13 protein-coding genes and 1 tRNA gene are annotated in these 16,488 nt (G+C 71.7%); 3 read left to right on the top strand and 11 right to left on the bottom strand.

Features of this window, described 5'->3' with window-relative positions; all coding sequences use genetic code 11:
• Window positions 1–55: 55 nt before the first annotated feature.
• The 10 genes from rpoB to AVL61_RS01060 form a co-directional block, all read right to left on the bottom strand.
• Window positions 56–3,565 (bottom strand): DNA-directed RNA polymerase subunit beta, encoded by a 3,510-nt coding sequence (gene rpoB / locus AVL61_RS01105; RefSeq protein ID WP_058872514.1) that lies wholly within the window; start codon window positions 3,563–3,565, stop codon window positions 56–58.
• A gap of 277 nt (window positions 3,566–3,842) precedes the next feature.
• The gene (gene gcvP / locus AVL61_RS01100) at window positions 3,843–6,737 is read right to left on the bottom strand and encodes an aminomethyl-transferring glycine dehydrogenase (RefSeq protein ID WP_058872513.1); all 2,895 of its coding nucleotides are present in this window, start codon (window positions 6,735–6,737) and stop codon (window positions 3,843–3,845) included.
• A 238-nt stretch (window positions 6,738–6,975) separates the two neighbouring features.
• Window positions 6,976–7,359 (bottom strand): 50S ribosomal protein L7/L12, encoded by a 384-nt coding sequence (gene rplL, locus AVL61_RS01095; RefSeq protein WP_058872512.1) that lies wholly within the window; start codon window positions 7,357–7,359, stop codon window positions 6,976–6,978.
• Between the two features lie 99 nt (window positions 7,360–7,458).
• Window positions 7,459–7,983 (bottom strand): 50S ribosomal protein L10, encoded by a 525-nt coding sequence (gene rplJ / locus AVL61_RS01090; protein WP_058872511.1) that lies wholly within the window; start codon window positions 7,981–7,983, stop codon window positions 7,459–7,461.
• A 319-nt stretch (window positions 7,984–8,302) separates the two neighbouring features.
• Window positions 8,303–9,454, bottom strand: a complete 1,152-nt coding sequence (locus AVL61_RS01085; protein ID WP_058872510.1) for a GNAT family N-acetyltransferase — start codon at window positions 9,452–9,454, stop codon at window positions 8,303–8,305.
• Window positions 9,455–9,599: 145 nt separating this feature from the next.
• Complete coding sequence (gene rplA, locus AVL61_RS01080; RefSeq protein WP_058872509.1) at window positions 9,600–10,307, bottom strand: 50S ribosomal protein L1; 708 nt, start codon at window positions 10,305–10,307, stop codon at window positions 9,600–9,602.
• An 88-nt stretch (window positions 10,308–10,395) separates the two neighbouring features.
• Window positions 10,396–10,827: a 50S ribosomal protein L11 gene (gene rplK / locus AVL61_RS01075; RefSeq protein ID WP_058872508.1), complete on the bottom strand. Its 432-nt coding sequence runs from the start codon at window positions 10,825–10,827 to the stop codon at window positions 10,396–10,398.
• Between the two features lie 148 nt (window positions 10,828–10,975).
• Window positions 10,976–11,830: a transcription termination/antitermination protein NusG gene (gene nusG, locus AVL61_RS01070; RefSeq protein WP_058872507.1), complete on the bottom strand. Its 855-nt coding sequence runs from the start codon at window positions 11,828–11,830 to the stop codon at window positions 10,976–10,978.
• Between the two features lie 83 nt (window positions 11,831–11,913).
• On the bottom strand, window positions 11,914–12,186 hold the full coding sequence (gene secE / locus AVL61_RS01065; protein WP_058872506.1) for a preprotein translocase subunit SecE: 273 nt from the start codon (window positions 12,184–12,186) through the stop codon (window positions 11,914–11,916).
• A 111-nt stretch (window positions 12,187–12,297) separates the two neighbouring features.
• A tRNA-Trp gene (locus AVL61_RS01060) sits at window positions 12,298–12,370 on the bottom strand.
• Between the two features lie 283 nt (window positions 12,371–12,653).
• On the opposite strand from AVL61_RS01060, the gene AVL61_RS01055 reads away from it, so the two are divergent.
• Window positions 12,654–13,859, top strand: coding sequence for a pyridoxal phosphate-dependent aminotransferase (locus tag AVL61_RS01055; RefSeq protein WP_058872505.1), 1,206 nt, complete (start codon window positions 12,654–12,656; stop codon window positions 13,857–13,859).
• Window positions 13,856–14,191: a hypothetical protein gene (locus AVL61_RS01050; RefSeq protein WP_197412606.1), complete on the top strand. Its 336-nt coding sequence runs from the start codon at window positions 13,856–13,858 to the stop codon at window positions 14,189–14,191. The genes AVL61_RS01055 and AVL61_RS01050 overlap by 4 nt, the downstream gene beginning before the upstream one ends.
• Window positions 14,192–14,265: 74 nt before the next feature.
• Here AVL61_RS01050 and ppk2 read toward each other — a convergent pair whose 3' ends face one another.
• On the bottom strand, window positions 14,266–15,183 hold the full coding sequence (gene ppk2 / locus AVL61_RS01045) for a polyphosphate kinase 2 (RefSeq protein ID WP_058872504.1): 918 nt from the start codon (window positions 15,181–15,183) through the stop codon (window positions 14,266–14,268).
• A 179-nt stretch (window positions 15,184–15,362) separates the two neighbouring features.
• On the opposite strand from ppk2, the gene AVL61_RS01040 reads away from it, so the two are divergent.
• Window positions 15,363–16,394, top strand: coding sequence for a 6-phosphofructokinase (locus AVL61_RS01040; protein ID WP_058872503.1), 1,032 nt, complete (start codon window positions 15,363–15,365; stop codon window positions 16,392–16,394).
• The last annotated feature ends 94 nt before the right edge of the window (window positions 16,395–16,488 follow it).

Below are 16,488 nucleotides of genomic sequence, written 5' to 3'. Positions count from 1 at the left end.
CCTTTATCTCTTTCTCTGGAAAAGTTGACGTCTCGTCGGGGTGGACCGAGGGGGATCAGACCTCTTCGACCGAGCTGGGCTCGGAGTGCGAGAGATCGATGCCCAGTTCCTCGGCCGCCCGGAAGACCTCGTCATCCGAATCGCGCATCTCGATGGTGTTGCCGTCGGCCGAGAGCACCTCGACGTTCAGGCACAGCGACTGCATCTCCTTGATGAGGACCTTGAAGGACTCGGGGACACCCGGCTCCGGGATGTTCTCGCCCTTCACGATGGCCTCGTAGACCTTCACGCGCCCGTGCACGTCGTCGGACTTGACCGTCAGCAGCTCCTGCAGCGTGTAGGCGGCGCCGTACGCCTCGAGCGCCCAGACCTCCATCTCGCCGAAGCGCTGGCCGCCGAACTGCGCCTTACCGCCCAGCGGCTGCTGGGTGATCATGGAGTACGGGCCGGTCGAGCGCGCGTGGATCTTGTCGTCCACGAGGTGGTGCAGCTTCAGGATGTACTGGTAGCCCACCGACACCGGGTCCGGGAACGGCTCGCCGGAGCGGCCGTCGAACAGGCGGGCCTTGCCGGACCGGTCGATCAGCCGCGCGCCGTCCCGCGTCGGGTTGGTGTGGTCGAGGAGGTCGAAGATCTCCTCCTCCCGCGCGCCGTCGAACACCGGGGTGGCCACGTTCGTGGGCCCGGACTGCTTCGGGAAGTTCGGCAGCCGGTCGAGCCACTCGGGCTCGCCCTCGATGTTCCAGCCCTGCTTGGCGAGCCAGCCGGTGTGCACCTCGAGGACCTGCCCGAGGTTCATGCGGCCGGGCACGCCCAGCGGGTTGAGGATGATGTCCACGGGGGTCCCGTCCTCGAGGAACGGCATGTCCTCCAGCGGCAGGATCTTCGAGATGACGCCCTTGTTGCCGTGGCGGCCGGCGAGCTTGTCGCCGTCCGTGATCTTGCGCTTCTGCGCCACGTACACCCGGACCACCTGGTTGACGCCCGCGGGCAGGTCGTCGTCCTCGTCGTCGCGGTCGAAGACGCGCACGCCGATGACGGTGCCGGACTCGCCGTGGGGCACCTTCAGGGACGTGTCGCGCACCTCGCGGGACTTCTCGCCGAAGATGGCCCGCAGCAGGCGCTCCTCGGGGGTCAGCTCGGTCTCGCCCTTCGGGGTGACCTTGCCCACCAGGATGTCGCCGGCCTGGACCTCCGCGCCGATGTGGATGATGCCGCGCTCGTCGAGGGCGGACAGCACCTCCTCGGACACGTTCGGGATGTCCCGGGTGATCTCCTCGGCGCCCAGCTTCGTGTCGCGGGCGTCGATCTCGTGCTCCTCGATGTGGATCGAGGTGAGCACGTCCTCCGAGACCATGCGCTGGGAGAGGATGATCGCGTCCTCGTAGTTGAGGCCCTCCCAGGACATGTAGGCGACCAGCAGGTTCTTGCCCAGGGCCAGCTCGCCCTGGTCCGTGGAGGGACCGTCGGCGATGACCGAGCGCTCCTCGACCCGCTCGCCCTCGGAGACGATGACGCGCTGGTTGTAGGTGTTGCCCGGGTTCGAGCGCGTGAACTTGTTGATCGGGTAGACCGTGGTCGTCCCGTCGTCGTTGAGCACGCGCACGAGGTTCGCCGAGACCTCCTCGACCACGCCGGCCTTGCGCGCCAGCACGGAGTCGCCGGCGTCCAGGGCCGCGTAGCGCTCCATGCCGGTGCCCACGAGCGGGGCCTCGGACTCGAGCAGCGGCACGGCCTGGCGCTGCATGTTGGCGCCCATGAGCGCGCGGTTGGCGTCGTCGTGCTCGAGGTACGGGATGAGGGCGGTCGCCACGGACACCATCTGGCGCGGGGAGACGTCCATGTACTGCACGGCGGTCGGGTCGACCAGCACGGCCTCGCCGGAGCCGTCGGCGGCGCGCGCGAGCACGGCGTCCTCGGCGAACCGGTTGTCCAGGCCCAGCGGGGCGTTGGCCTGGGCGATCGTGACGCCGCGCTCGTCGTCGGCGGTGAGGTACTCGACGTCGTCGGTCACCAGGCCGTCGACGACCTTGCGGTAGGGCGTCTCGATGAAGCCGAACGGGTTGATCCGCCCGTAGGTCGCCAGCGAGCCGATGAGGCCGATGTTGGAGCCCTCAGGGGTCTCGATGGGGCACATGCGGCCGTAGTGCGACGGGTGGACGTCACGGACCTCCATGCCGGCGCGGTCGCGGGAGAGACCGCCCGGGCCGAGCGCGGACAGGCGGCGCTTGTGGGTCAGGCCCGCGAGCGGGTTGTTCTGGTCCATGAACTGCGACAGCTGCGAGGTGCCGAAGAACTCCTTGATCGCCGCCACGACCGGGCGGATGTTGATCAGGGTCTGCGGGGTGATCGCCTCGACGTCCTGGGTGGTCATGCGCTCGCGCACCACGCGCTCCATCCGGGACAGGCCGGTGCGGATCTGGTTCTCGATCAGCTCGCCGACCGCGCGGATGCGGCGGTTGCCGAAGTGGTCGATGTCGTCGACGTCCACGACGACCTCGCGGGGCTCGCCGTCCCGCACGCCCTTCATGGTGCCGCCGCCGGCGTGCAGGGTCACGAGGTAGCGGATCATCGCGACGATGTCGTCGACCGAGAGCACCGAGGCGTCCTCGTCCTCGAACGCCTTGTCGAGGCCCAGCTTCCGGTTGATCTTGTACCGGCCCACCTTGGCGAGGTCGTAGCGCTTGGAGTTGAAGTACATGTTGTCCAGCAGCGCCTGGGCGGCGTCGACCGTGGGCGGCTCCCCCGGGCGCAGCTTGCGGTAGATGTCCAGCAGCGCGTCCTCGCGGGACTCGACGGTGTCCTTCTCGAGGGTCGCCCGGATGGAGTCGAACTCCCCGAACTCCTCGAGGATGCGGGACTCGCTCCAGCCGAGGGCCTTGAGCAGCACGGTCACCGACTGCTTGCGCTTGCGGTCCAGGCGCACGCCCACCTGGTCGCGCTTGTCGATCTCGAGCTCGAACCAGGCGCCGCGGGACGGGATGATCTTCGCGGAGTAGATGTCCTTGTCCGAGGTGCGGTCCTGGCCGCGCTCGAAGTACGCGCCCGGCGAGCGGACGAGCTGGGAGACGACGACACGCTCGGTGCCGTTGATGACGAAGGTGCCCTTCTCGGTCATCAGCGGGAAGTCGCCCATGAACACGGTCTGCTGCTTGATCTCACCCGTGTTGTTGTTCATGAACTCGGCCTTGACGTACAGGGGCGCCGAGTAGGTGGCGTCCCGGTCCTTGCACTCGTCCATGGTGTACTTCGGGTCGTAGAACTCCGGCTCCGAGAAGGACAGGGACATGGTGCCCTGGAAGTCCTCGATCGGGGAGATCTCCTCGAAGATGTCGGAGAGGCCAGAGGTGCGGGCGATGCCCTGCTCCCCGGTCTCGATGGCCTGCTGGACGCGGGCCTGCCACCGCTCGTTGCCCACGAGACGGTCGAAGCTGTCCGTCTGGAGGGCCAGCAGGTTCGGCACGTCCAGCGGTTCATGGATCTTGGCGAAGGAGATGCGGCGCGGGACGTCCCCGTCGGCCGGTCGGTTAGCGGTTACGTTCGAATCGGTGCTCGAGGCGACCAAGATGGATTCCTTCCACAGACCTGCAGTTGAATCGCGCAGTTCCCGGCTCGGGGATACGGGTGTGCGAGGGCCAGCGGGCTGACGATGCTGGTTCGCTCCCCGGGGGCGCCCACCGCTATATGAAGGCACGCAGAATGAGGGACAACGCAAAGATCCAGCATAGGCCCCGATCGCGACTCTGTCCACACGAGCGGTGGACGCCGGCGCCCACCGCTCGTAGGATGAGAGATTTCGTGCTCCGGGTCTCAGCGGCCCCCGGGGCCCGGCGCACCCGGGCTCACCGGGCGGCCTCCACGGCTCCGGACTCGACGGCCTCCTCGGCGGTCGCCTGGCTCTCGGCGGCGAACGCCTCGATGGGCGGGCAGCTGCAGACGAGGTTGCGGTCCCCGGCGGCGTTCTCCACCCGGCCCACGGGCGGCCAGTACTTGGCCAGCCGCAGCTCGGGCAGCGGGTAGGCGGCCCGGGAGCGGGGGTAGGCCCGGTCCCATTCGTCGGCCGTGAGCACCTCCGCGGTGTGCGGGGCGTGGCGCAGGACGGAGTCCTCGAGCGCGACCTCGCCCTCCGCCACGGCGGTCATCTCCGCGTGGATCGCGCGCATCGCGGCCACGAACCGGTCCAGCTCCGCGAGGTTCTCGGACTCCGTGGGCTCCACCATGAGCGTGCCGGCCACGGGGAACGCGAGGGTGGGCGCGTGGAAGCCGTAGTCGACGAGCCGCTTGCACACGTCCTCCGCGGTCACCCCGGAGGCCTTCGTGAGCGCGCGGAGGTCGAGGATGCACTCGTGCGCCACGAACCCGCCGGGGCCGGTGTAGAGGGTCGGGAAGACGTCGGCGAGCCGGGTGGAGACGTAGTTCGCGCTGAGGATCGCGGTGCGCGAGGACGCGGTGAGCCCCTCCGCGCCCGTCATGGCGATGTACATCCAGGTGATCGGCAGCACCCCGGCCGAGCCGTAGCGGGCCTGGGACACGGGGAACGTCCACTCCTCGCCGTCCACGGCGCCGGGGTCCCCCGGGTCGCCGGGCAGGAACGGCACGAGGTGCTCCGCGACGCCCACGGGCCCCACGCCGGGTCCCCCGCCGCCGTGCGGGATGCAGAAGGTCTTGTGCAGGTTCAGGTGGGAGACGTCCCCGCCGAAGCGGCCCGGCCGGGCGAGGCCCATGAGGGCGTTGAGGTTGGCGCCGTCCACGTAGACCTGGCCGCCCGCGTCGTGCACGGCGGCGCACACGTCGGTGATCTGCTCCTCGAACACTCCGTGCGTCGAGGGATAGGTGATCATGATGCCCGCGAGCTCGTCCCCCACGGTCGCGATCTTCGCGGCAAGGTCCTCCATGTCCACGGAGCCGTCCCCGGCGGTGGCCACGACCACGACCTTGAGGTCGGCGAGCACCGCGGAGGCGGCGTTGGTGCCGTGGGCCGAGGACGGGATGAGGATCGTCTTGCGCTGCCGGTCGCCCCGGGAGAGGTGGTAGCGGCGGATCGCGAGCAGCCCGGCGAGCTCGCCCTGGGAACCCGCGTTGGGCTGGACGGAGACCGCGGCGTAGCCGGTGATCTCCGTGAGCCAGGCCTCGAGCTGGGTGATGAGCTCGCGCCAGCCGACGGTCTGGTCCTCGGGGGCCAGCGGGTGGATGGAGGCGAGCTCGGGCCAGCTGATGGGCTCCATCTCGGCGGCGGCGTTGAGCTTCATGGTGCAGGAGCCCAGCGGGATCATGGTCCGGTCGAGGGCCAGGTCCTTGTCCGCGAGGGCGCGCAGCCAGCGCATCATCGCGGTCTCGGAGCGATGCAGGGTGAACACCGGGTGCGTGAGGTAGGAGTCGGTGCGCAGCAGCTCGGCCGGGAGCTCCCAGGCGTCCCCCTCGCCGCCGTCGTCCGTGGCCGCGGCGCCGAACGCGGCGAGCACGGCGTCGACGTCCTGCTCGTCGTGGGGCTCCCCGACCGACACGGACACGTGGTCCGCGTCGGCCCGGCGCACGTTGATCCCGCGCTCCGCGGCGGCCGCCACCACGGCGTCGGCGCGGCCGGGGACCTCGGCCAGCACGGTGTCGAAGAACCGGTCGTGGACCACGCGGACGCCGCCGGCGGCGAGCCCGGCGGCGAGGCGGGCGGCCAGTCCGTGCAGGCGCTCGGCGATGGCGCGCAGCCCGTCCGGGCCGTGGTAGGCCGCATAGGCGCCGGCCACGATGGCCAGGAGGGCCTGGGCGGTGCAGATGTTCGAGGTGGCCTTCTCCCGGCGGATGTGCTGCTCGCGGGTCTGCAGGGCCAGCCGGTAGGCGGGCCGGCCGGAGGAGTCGGTCGAGACGCCCACCAGGCGGCCCGGCAGGTTCCGCTCGAGGCCCTTGCGGCAGGCCATGAACGCGGCGTGGGGCCCGCCGAAGAACAGCGGCACCCCGAAGCGCTGGGCGGAGCCCACGGCGATGTCGGCCCCCTGCTCCCCCGGGGAGCGCAGCAGGGTCAGGGCCAGCAGGTCGGTGGCCACGGCCACGAGCGCACCCCGCGCGTGCGCCGCCTCGGCGGTCTCGGCGAGGGGGACGACCTCCCCGTCGACGCCCACCTGGCTCAGGACCACGCCGAAGAGGTCGCCGTCGGGCAGCCCCTCGGCGAGGTCGGTGACGACCAGTTCGATGCCCACGGCCCGGCAGCGCCCGCGCAGCACGGCGAGGGTCTGGGGAAGCGTCCTGGCGTCCACGACGACGCGCCGGCTCGTGGCCCTGCGGTTGGACCGGTGCATCATGAGCACGGCCTCGGCCACCGCGGTGGCCTCGTCCAGCAGGGAGGCGTTCGCCAGGTCGAGACCGGTGAGGTCCATGACGGCGTTCTGGAACGTCAGCAGCGCCTCCAGGCGTCCCTGGGAGATCTCGGCCTGGTACGGGGTGTAGGAGGTGTACCAGGCCGGGTTCTCGAGGATGTTGCGGCGCAGCGCGGGCGGGGTCACGGTGTCCGCGTAGCCCTGCCCGATCATCTGGGTCATCACGCGGTTCTTCGCGGCGACCCGGCGCAGGGCCGTGAGCGCCTCGTGCTCCGACAGCGGGGCGGGAAGCTCCAGGGGCTGGTCAGAGGTGATGCCTGCGGGCACGGCGCGGGCGACGAGCTCGTCGAGATCGGCGGCGCCGACGACCTCGAGCATGCTCCGGGTCTCGGCGGCGTCCGGTCCGAGGTGGCGTGGCAGGAAGGACAAGGTCAGCTCCTCGTGGGTCGGGGCCCGTCCGGTCTCCCCTCCGAGGCCCCCACCCGCGCGCTCCGCCGGCCGGGCCGCGCTCGGCGGCGGTCGGCACTGCGGCGCACGGGCGGCCGATGTGGTTGTGCGCCCAGTCTCCCACAGAACGGCCGGGCACGGCACGAGGCCCCGGACGCCGTGCGTCCGGGGCCTCGCTGGAGCGTTCGCCGAGGGAACGCGTCCGGGGTGCTGCTGGGTCCTACTTGAGGGTGACGGTGGCGCCGGCGCCCTCGAGGGCCTCCTTGGCCTTGTCCGCAGCCTCCTTGTTGGCGCCCTCGAGGACGGCCTTGGGGGCCGAGTCCACGAGGTCCTTGGCCTCCTTGAGGCCGAGGGAGGTCAGCGCGCGGACCTCCTTGATGACCTGGATCTTCTTCTCGCCGGCGGCCTCGAGGACGACGTCGAACTCGGTCTGCTCCTCGGCCTCCTCGGCGGCGGCGGCCGGAGCGGCGGCACCGGCGACGGCCACGGGGGCGGCGGCGGTGACGTCGAAGGTCTCCTCGAAGGCCTTCACGAACTCGGAGAGCTCGATGAGGGAGAGCTCCTTGAACGCGTCGATCAGTTCAGCGGTGGTGAGCTTGGCCATGGTTGTGGCTCCTTTTCGATGGTGTGCCCCGGCCGGGTTTCGTCGGCGCGGGACGGTCTGGTTCCGTGGTGAGAATGTGCCTCGCGGCGGGGATGCTGGTCAGGCGTCCTGCTCCTCGACCTTGGCGCGCAGCGCCTCGGCCGTGCGGACCGTCTTCGACAGCGGGGCCTGGAACAGCGCCGCGGCCTGGGACAGGGACGCCTGGGCGGCACCGGCCACCTTGGCCAGCAGCACCTCGCGGGACTCGAGGTCCGCGAGCTGCTTGATCTCCGCGTCGCTCAGGGCCTTGCCCTCGAGGTAACCGCCCTTGACGACGAGCTGCGGGTTCGCCTTGGCGAAGTCACGCAGGCTCTTGGCGGCCTCGACGGGGTCCCCCGAGATGAAGGCGATCGCGCTCGGGCCGGCGAGCTGGCCGTCGAACGCGTCGATGCCCAGCTCCTTGGCCGCGATCGCGGTCAGCGTGTTCTTCACCACGGCGTATTCGGCGTTCTCACCGAGCGAGCGGCGCAGCTCCTTGAGCTGGGCCACGGTGAGGCCGCGGTACTCAGTCAGGACAGCGGCGTCCGAGTTGGAGAACATCTCCTTCAACTCGGCGACCGCGGCTGCCTTTTCCGGGTTCGCCATGGTACTCCTTCCGGTCTTCGATGCCGGTCGCTGCCGGAAGGGCCCGGGCACAGAAAAAGCCCCGCGCAGATGCCCGGGGCTCGGCGTCGCGCCCCGTGCAGGACGGGACGTGCTCGCTGTGCTGGTTCACCTGCGCTGGCGGTTCCTGGCGGAACTCTTACGGCGGTCCTCCCGTGATGCGCGCTCCGAAACGGGGTGCACGGGCAGGGGGGACCACGACCGGCGGTCTTTGGTGAGTCCCACGCTACCCGAGGGAGCCGCCGCGGCCAAATCGGGGCCGGCCCGTTCGTCGGTCCGGCCGCCGGTCCCGCGCGGTCGCTCAGGCCGCGGGGAAGTCCCGGGCCCACACGCCGCTGCGCCCGGCCACCCGGAAGCCCAGTCGCCCGTTGACCCGGCTCATCCGGTCGTCGCCGCTGTGGCTCCAGGAGTAGACCGTGCGCACGCTCGGCGCCAGCCGCTCGAGCTGCTGCAGGTTCGCCAGCTTCAGCCGGGTGGCGAGCCACCGGCGGCGGTGCTCGCGCAGGACCACGGTCTCGTCCTGCATGCCGATGGGCGGGGCCTCCCCCGCCAGGACGATCTCGGTCATCCCGACGAGCCGCCCGCTGGGCTCGTGCTCGGCCACCGCCACGAGGGACCGGTTGCCCGCCTCGGCGCGCAGCTGCTCGGTGCGCCGCACGCGCTCGGCGTCCCAGGGCTCGGGGTCGGCGGGGACCACGGGGGCCAGGAAGGAGTCGGCGGCCATCCGCGAGTGCAGGGCGGCGAGCTCGTCGAGCCGTTCCTCGGGGGCGGGCCCGCTCCAGACGTGGATCCGGTAGGGCTCCGGCGCCGGCGAGGCGGCGACCTCGCGCAGCAGGGCCTCGACCCTCCGGGGCGGCAGCGGGACGTCCAGCACCCCGAAGTCGCTCACCGACTCGAGCCGGTAGCCGGCGCTGAGGGCGAAGCGGGTCTGCCGGTTGGACACCGGCAGCCGGCCCGAGCCGTCCGCGGCGTCCACCCACTCGACCATGCCCGGTGTGATCACGGGGAAGACCCCGGTGACGCTGCCGTCGCCCTGGATCTCCTGCGGCCCCGGGTGCTCGGTCTGGATCCGCAGGTGCCGCCGGGACTCCCCCACGGCGAGCTGCTCGGCGGCGGCCAGCAGCTCGGTGCCGGTGCCCTGGGAGGTGACGTCGGGGTCCACGTCGACGGTGATGTGGGCGGAGTCGGTGAGCGCGACCAGGGGCATCCGGACCTCGGCGCGTCCCGTGAGCCGGTCCTGGGTCCACGCGAGCAGGACGACGACGCGTTCGAAGGGGTCGTGCAGGTCCCGGTAGAGCTCCTGGGCATCGCCGGTGAGGTCCGAGATCCCCCACACGTGCTGCCGGGACCGGCGCACGAGCTCCGCGACGCGCCCCAGCAGCTGCTGGGCGGCGTCGTCGAACTCGTCGGGGATGCGCATCTGCTCGATGCGCACTGGGGGGTGCTCGCTCACGTGGGGGATCTCCGTTCCGTGGGCGCCGGCGGACTCCCGCCGGCTGCTGGGTCGTGGGAGGACTGCTCCCGTCGGACGGCAAGGGGCCCGGCCGCATCGGCCGGGCCCCCACCCGTCGGAGCCCCGCGGGCTCCGGTGCACGGCGTCAGGCGCCGACGACGACCTCGGTGACGTTCGGGTCGACCGGGATGCCCGGGCCGAACGTGGTCGAGACGGTCGCCTTCGTGATGTAGCGGCCCTTCGACGCGGAGGGCTTCAGGCGCAGGATCTCCTCGAGGGCGGCGCCGTAGTTCTCCGCGAGCTTCTGCACGTCGAAGGACGTCTTGCCCACGATGAAGTGCAGGTTCGAGTGCTTGTCGACGCGGAAGTCGATCTTGCCGCCCTTGATGTCGTTGACGGCCTTGGTCACGTCCATGGTGACGGTGCCGGTCTTGGGGTTCGGCATCAGGTTGCGGGGACCGAGGACCTTGCCCAGGCGGCCGACCTTGCCCATCATGTCCGGGGTCGCCACGGCGGCGTCGAAGTCGGTCCAGCCGCCCTGGATGCGGGCGATCAGGTCGTCGGAGCCGACGTGGTCCGCCCCGGCCTCCTCGGCGGCGGCGGCCTTGTCGCCGGTCGCGAAGACGACGACGCGGGCGGTCTTGCCGGTGCCGTTGGGCAGGTTCACGGTGCCGCGGACCATCTGGTCGGCCTTGCGGGGGTCGACGCCCAGGCGGAGGACGACCTCCACGGTGGAGTCGGTCTTCGCGGTGTCGAGCTCCTTGGCCAGGGCCACGGCCTCGGCCGGGGCGTACAGCGCGCCCTCGTCGATCTTGGCGGCGGCCGCCTGGTATGCCTTGCTGCGCTTTGCCATCTGCTTCTTCTCCTTGTGCAGTTGTGGTCTGCGGGCCGCGCTCGGCCCTGCCACGTCAATATCGGTGGGTGGTGTCAGCCGAGGCTGATCACTCGACCTCGATGCCCATGGAGCGGGCGGTGCCGGCGATGATCTTCGCGGCGGCGTCGACGTCGTTGGCGTTGAGGTCTTCCTTCTTGGTCTCGGCGATCTCGCGCACCTGGTCCATGCTGAGCTTGCCGACCTTCTGGGTGTGCGGGACGCCGGAGCCCTTGGTGATGCCGGCGGCCTTCTTGATCAGCTGCGCGGCGGGCGGGGTCTTCGTGATGAAGGTGAACGAGCGGTCCTCGTAGACCGTGATCTCCACGGGCACGATGTTGCCGCGCTGGGACTCCGTGGCCGCGTTGTAGGCCTTGCAGAACTCCATGATGTTCACGCCGTGCTGACCGAGGGCCGGGCCCACGGGGGGCGCCGGGTTGGCGGCGCCTGCCTGGATCTGCAGCTTGATGAGGCCGGAGACCTTCTTCTTCTTGGGAGCCATGTGCTGGTCCTTCTTCTGCTGGACGTACCGGCGCACAGGAGCGTACGACGGCGGGTGGCCGCCGTGGCGCGGCGGCCGGGCGGTCCCGGCGGCGAAGCATGCGCCGCAGGGGCCGGGAACTGGGGCGGGCCGGAGCGGCCCGCGGGGCTCAGATCTTGGAGACCTGGTTGAAGCCGAGGGTCACGGGGGTCTCGCGCTCGAAGATCGACACGAGGACGACGAGCTGCTGGGACTCCACCTTGATCTCGGAGATCGTGGCGGGGAGGGTCTCGAACGGGCCCTCCTTGACGATGACGGACTCGCCGACCTCGAAGTCGACGTCGACCTGCGGCTGCGCGCTGGGCTGGGCCGCCGTCTCGCCGCCCGCGCCCTGCGGGGCCTCGAAGACCGGGTTGAGCATCTCGAAGACCTCGTCGAGGCGCAGCGGCACGGGGTTGTAGGCGTCCTGTCCGACGAAGCCGGTGACGCCCGGGGTGTGGCGGACCGCGCCCCAGGAGGCGTCGGTGAGGTTCATCCGCACCAGGACGTAGCCGGGGATCCGCACCCGGCGCACGATCTTGCGCTGGGCGTTCTTGATCTCGACGACCTCCTCCATCGGCACCTCGATCTGGAAGATGTCGTCCTCCATGTTGAGGGACTGGATGCGGGTCTCGAGGTTCGTCTTCACGCGGTTCTCGTAGCCGGCGTAGGTGTGGATGACGTACCAGTCACCCTCCTGGCGGCGCAGCTTCGACTTGAACTCCTCGACGGGGTCCACGGCGGGCGCCTCGTCCTCGGCGGCCGGGGCCTCCTCGGCGGGGACCTCGTCCTCCGCGGGCCCGTCGGCCTCGGGGCCGGCCGGCTCGGCGGGAGCCGCGTCCGCGGCCGCCGGGGCCTCGTCCGGCTCGTGGGCGGCCGCGAAGTCGTCCTCCTGCACGGAGGTCTCGGCCTCCGGCAGCTCCGGAGCCTGCTGGTCGACCTCGGCCGGTGCCTCGGTGCCGTTTTCGAGCTCGTGCTCGGTCACTGGATCTCCCTCACGTTCTTTCGTGGATGTCGTGCTCTGCTGGGTCACGGTGGCCGGCCGTGCCGGTCCGTGCGCCGCCCGGATCAGCCGGCGGCGTCCCCCTCCCCGAAGATCCACAGGGCGGCCTGCCCGAACCCGAGGTCCAGGACCGAGATGAGCACCATCATGAACGCGACGAACACGAGGACGACCAGGACGTAGTTGACCAGTTCGTGCCGGGTGGGGGTGACGACCTTCCGGAGCTCACCCACGACCTGGCGCAGGAACAGGAACAGGCGCCCGAAGACACCGCGGGGGCTCTCGGCCCCCTGCTCCGGGGGCTGTCCCGACGCCCGGCCGGCGGTGGTCTGCGACATCGGCTCTCCCTGTGTGGACTCGTGCGTGCCGCGCGGTGCTGCCGGCCCGCCGTCGCCGCGGCCGCTCCCGGCACCCCGGTCCGGGGTGCCGGGAACCGCCCCGGACTGGAGCAGGGCAGACAGGACTCGAACCTGCAACCTGCGGTTTTGGAGACCGCTGCGCTACCAATTGCGCCACTGCCCTACGTGCCTCGCGAGCTCGCCCGGCGTCGGAACACCGGCCTCGATCGCTCGGACCCGGTCACCGACTCTACCACCCGGCCTCGCCGCGACGGCGCGGCGGAGCAGGCGTCGATGACACCAGTGGACCATCCTAGGCGACCCGGGCGGCGGGGTGCAATCCGGGCGGGACGGGCCGCCCGCGCGCCGGATCCGCCCGCCGGACCCCCGAGTAGCATGGGGGCGTCCGCACCGCCGCCGCCGCACCCGGCGGAAACCGTCCGTTCCCCTCCAGGAGGCCCCCGGTCATGACCACGTCCCGCATCTCCCGGCGCGTCGGCGCCATCGCAGAGTCCGCGACGCTCGCCGTGGACGCCAAGGCGAAGGCGCTCAAGGCCGCCGGCCGCCCCGTGATCGGCTTCGGCGCCGGGGAGCCCGACTTCCCCACGCCCCAGTACATCGTGGACGCCGCCGCGGCCGCCCTGCAGGACCCGGCCAACTTCCGGTACACGCCGGCCGCGGGCCTGCCCGAGCTGCGGAAGGCGGTCGCCGAGCAGACCGCCCGGGACTGCGGGTACACGGTGGAGCCCTCCCAGGTCCTCGTCACCAACGGCGGCAAGCAGGCCGTCTTCGAGGCCTTCGCCACGGTCGTGGACGAGGGCGACGACGTCCTGCTGCCGGCCCCGTACTGGACGACCTACCCCGAGGCCATCAAGCTCGCCGGCGGCAACCCGGTGGAGGTCTTCGCCGGGCCGGAGCTCGGCTACAAGGTCACCCCCGAGCTGCTCGAGGCCGCGTGGACCGAGCGCACCAAGGCGCTGCTGTTCTGCTCGCCGTCGAACCCCACCGGCGCCGTGTACTCCCCCGAGGAGACCGCGGCCGTGGGCCGCTGGGCGGCGGAGAAGGGGATCTTCGTGCTGACCGACGAGATCTACCAGCACCTCACCTACGACGGCGTGCCGTTCACCTCGATCGCCGCCGCCGTGCCGGAGCTGGGCGAGAACGTGGTGGTCCTCAACGGCGTGGCCAAGACGTACGCGATGACCGGTTGGCGGGTGGGCTGGATGATCGGGGCCCCCGACGTCATCAAGGCGGCCACGAACCTGCAGTCCCACCTGACGTCCAACGTCAACAACGTGGCCCAGCGGGCCGCGCTCGCGGCGGTGTCCGGCCCGCTCGACGAGGCCCACCGGATGCGGGAGGCCTTCGACCGCCGCCGCAAGGTCATGGTCGAGGCGCTCAACGCCATCGACGGCGTGGAGTGCCCCACCCCGACCGGCGCGTTCTACGCCTACGCGGACGTGCGCGGCCTGCTCGGCCGGCGGTTCGGCGACGCGACGCCGCAGACCTCCGCCGAGCTCGCGGAGCTGATCCTGGAGGAGGCGGAGGTCGCCGTGGTCCCCGGCGAGGCCTTCGGCCCCTCCGGCTTCCTGCGCCTGTCCTACGCCCTGGGCGACGACGACCTCGCCGAGGGCCTGCGCCGGCTCCAGGAGTACCTGGGGGGCGCCGCGTGAGCGCCCTCGACCGCGCCGTGGCCGCGGCGGAGTCCGTGCCGGCGGCGGCCCTCGTGAGCGCGGGTCTGATCGGCGGGTACGCCACCGCCCGGGCGACCGGTGTGCGCCCCCTGGGCGGTGCGGTGCTGGCCGCCGCCGGCGCCGCGGCCGCCCACTCGTGGTGGCACCGCGGGGGGCCGGGGACCACGGCCGCGCTCGGCGGGCTCTACGTCCTCGGCTTCGGGCTCTCCCACCCGCTGGCCAGGCGGATCGGGGCCTGGCCCTCCGTCCTCGCCGTGACCGCCGTCAACACCGCCGCCAACGCCGTCCTGGTGGACCGTCCCGACCGCTGAGCCGGGACCGCCCCGCCGACGGCGCCGCCCGCCCCTGGCAGGGACGGGCGGCGCCGTCGCGCACGGGCCGGCCCTCAGTCGCCGACGGCCTCCAGGCCGCGCCGGACGATCAGCGGATCGGGGGGATAGACCACGTCCGGGTCCTTGTCCTCGTAGTCGAACTGGTCCAGGAAGAAGCGCATCGCGTTGAGCCGGGCCCGCTTCTTGTCGTTGGACTTCACCGTGATCCACGGGGCGTGGTCGGTGTCGGTGCGCAGGAACATCTCCTCCTTGGCGTCCGTGTAGTCCTCCCAGCGGTCGAGGGAGGCAAGGTCCATGGGCGAGAGCTTCCAGCGCCGCACGGGGTCGATCTGGCGGATCGCGAACCGGGTGCGCTGCTCGTGCTGGGTGACGGAGAACCAGAACTTCGTCAGGTGGATGCCCGAGTCCACGAGCATCTTCTCGAAGACGGGCGCCTGCGCCATGAACTGCTCGTACTGCCGGTCCGTGCAGAAGCCCATGACGCGCTCGACGTTGGCGCGGTTGTACCAGGAGCGGTCGAACATCACGATCTCCCCGGCGGTGGGCAGGTGCTGGATGTAGCGCTGGAAGTACCACTGCCCCCGCTCCCGGTCCGAGGGCTTGGTGAGGGCGACGACGCGGGCCGCGCGCGGGTTCAGGTGCTCGGTGAAGCGCTTGATCGTCCCGCCCTTGCCGGCGGCGTCGCGGCCCTCGAACACGATGACGTGCTGGAGGTCGTGGTCCTGGCCCCAGTACTGGAACTTCAGCAGCTCGATCTGCAGCTGGTACTTCTCGAGCTCGTACTCCTCCCGGCTCATCCGCTCCGCGTACGGGTAGTCCTCCCGCCAGGTCTCCACCGCCGAGCCCCCCGGGTCGATCAGGTCCGGGTCCGGGGACTGCCCGTCCCGCACCGTGTACCCCTGGTCGACCAGCTTGTCGATGAACTCCCGCAGGTTCTCCCGGGCCGGTTCTCTGTCCGCGCTCAACGCCATCCCTCCTCGCGGGCCCGGCGGGGCCCTCCCCGGCAGTCTAGGCCGGGGACGCGGAGGGGCGCCGGGGCCAACACGTTCGGGCCGGGCCCTGCCGCCGGGGGCCGTACTCACTAGACTGGGCATGCCGGTGCACGTCCGGCCGCCACGCACGCCCCGCCCACCCGGAGGAGACTGTACGGATGAAGATCGGACTGCTGACCAGCGGCGGGGACTGCCCCGGACTCAACGCGGTGATCCGCGGCGCCGTGCTGCACGGGATCAAGACCTACGGGCACGAGTTCGTGGGCTTCCGCGACGGCTGGCGCGGGGTGCTCGAGGGCGACATCATGGATCTGCCGCGCACCCGCGTCCGCGGCCTGGCCCGCGAGGGCGGCACGATCCTGGGCACCTCCCGCACCAACCCCTACTCCGGCCCCGGCGGAGGGCCCGAGAACATCGGCGTGATGCTCGAGCGCCACCACATCGACGCGATCGTGGCGATCGGCGGCGAGGGCACCCTGGCCGGGGCCGCGCGGCTGGCCGAGGCCGGACTGCCCGTGATCGGAGTCCCCAAGACCATCGACAACGACCTGCAGGCCACCGACTACACCTTCGGCTTCGACACCGCGGTGCAGATCGCCACCGACGCCATGGACCGGCTGCGCACCACCGGGGAGTCCCACCACCGGTGCATGGTCGCCGAGGTCATGGGCCGCCACGTCGGCTGGATCGCCCTGCACTCGGGGATGTCCGCCGGGGCGCACGCGGTGCTGATCCCGGAGCAGCAGGTCTCCATGGACCAGGTCTGCACCTGGGTCACCGAGGTCCACGACCGCGGCCGCTCCCCCCTGGTGGTGGTCGCCGAGGGCTTCATCCCCGAAGGCCACGGGGACGTGCTGGCCGGCAAGGGGGTGGAGGACTCCGGGCGGCCCCGCCTGGGCGGGGTCGGGGAGTACGTCACCGAGCAGATCGAGGCGGCCACCGGGATCGAGACCCGCAACACCATCCTGGGCCACATCCAGCGCGGCGGGGCCCCCACGGGTTTCGACCGGGTGCTGGCCACCCGCTTCGGGCTGGCCGCGGTGGACCTGGTGCACGAGAAGGGCTGGGGGCAGATGGTCGCCATCCGCGGCACCGACCTCGTCCGGGTGCCCTTCAGCGAGGCGCTGGCCGGGCTCAAGACCGTGCCCCAGCACCGCTGGGACGAGGCCAAGGTCCTCTTCGGCCGCTGAGCCGCGCCGACGGACTCCGGGGCGTGCCCCCCGGGGGCCGCCGGCCCCGCCGGAGCGCGGGCCCGGAGCCCGCGTTCCCGGGGGCGCCGGCGTC

The sequence above is a fragment of the Kocuria rosea subsp. polaris genome (assembly GCF_001483755.1).
GTDB classification, from domain to species: Bacteria; Actinomycetota; Actinomycetes; order Actinomycetales; family Micrococcaceae; genus Kocuria; species Kocuria cellulosilytica.
This window is presented reverse-complemented; position numbering and strand designations above follow the sequence as displayed.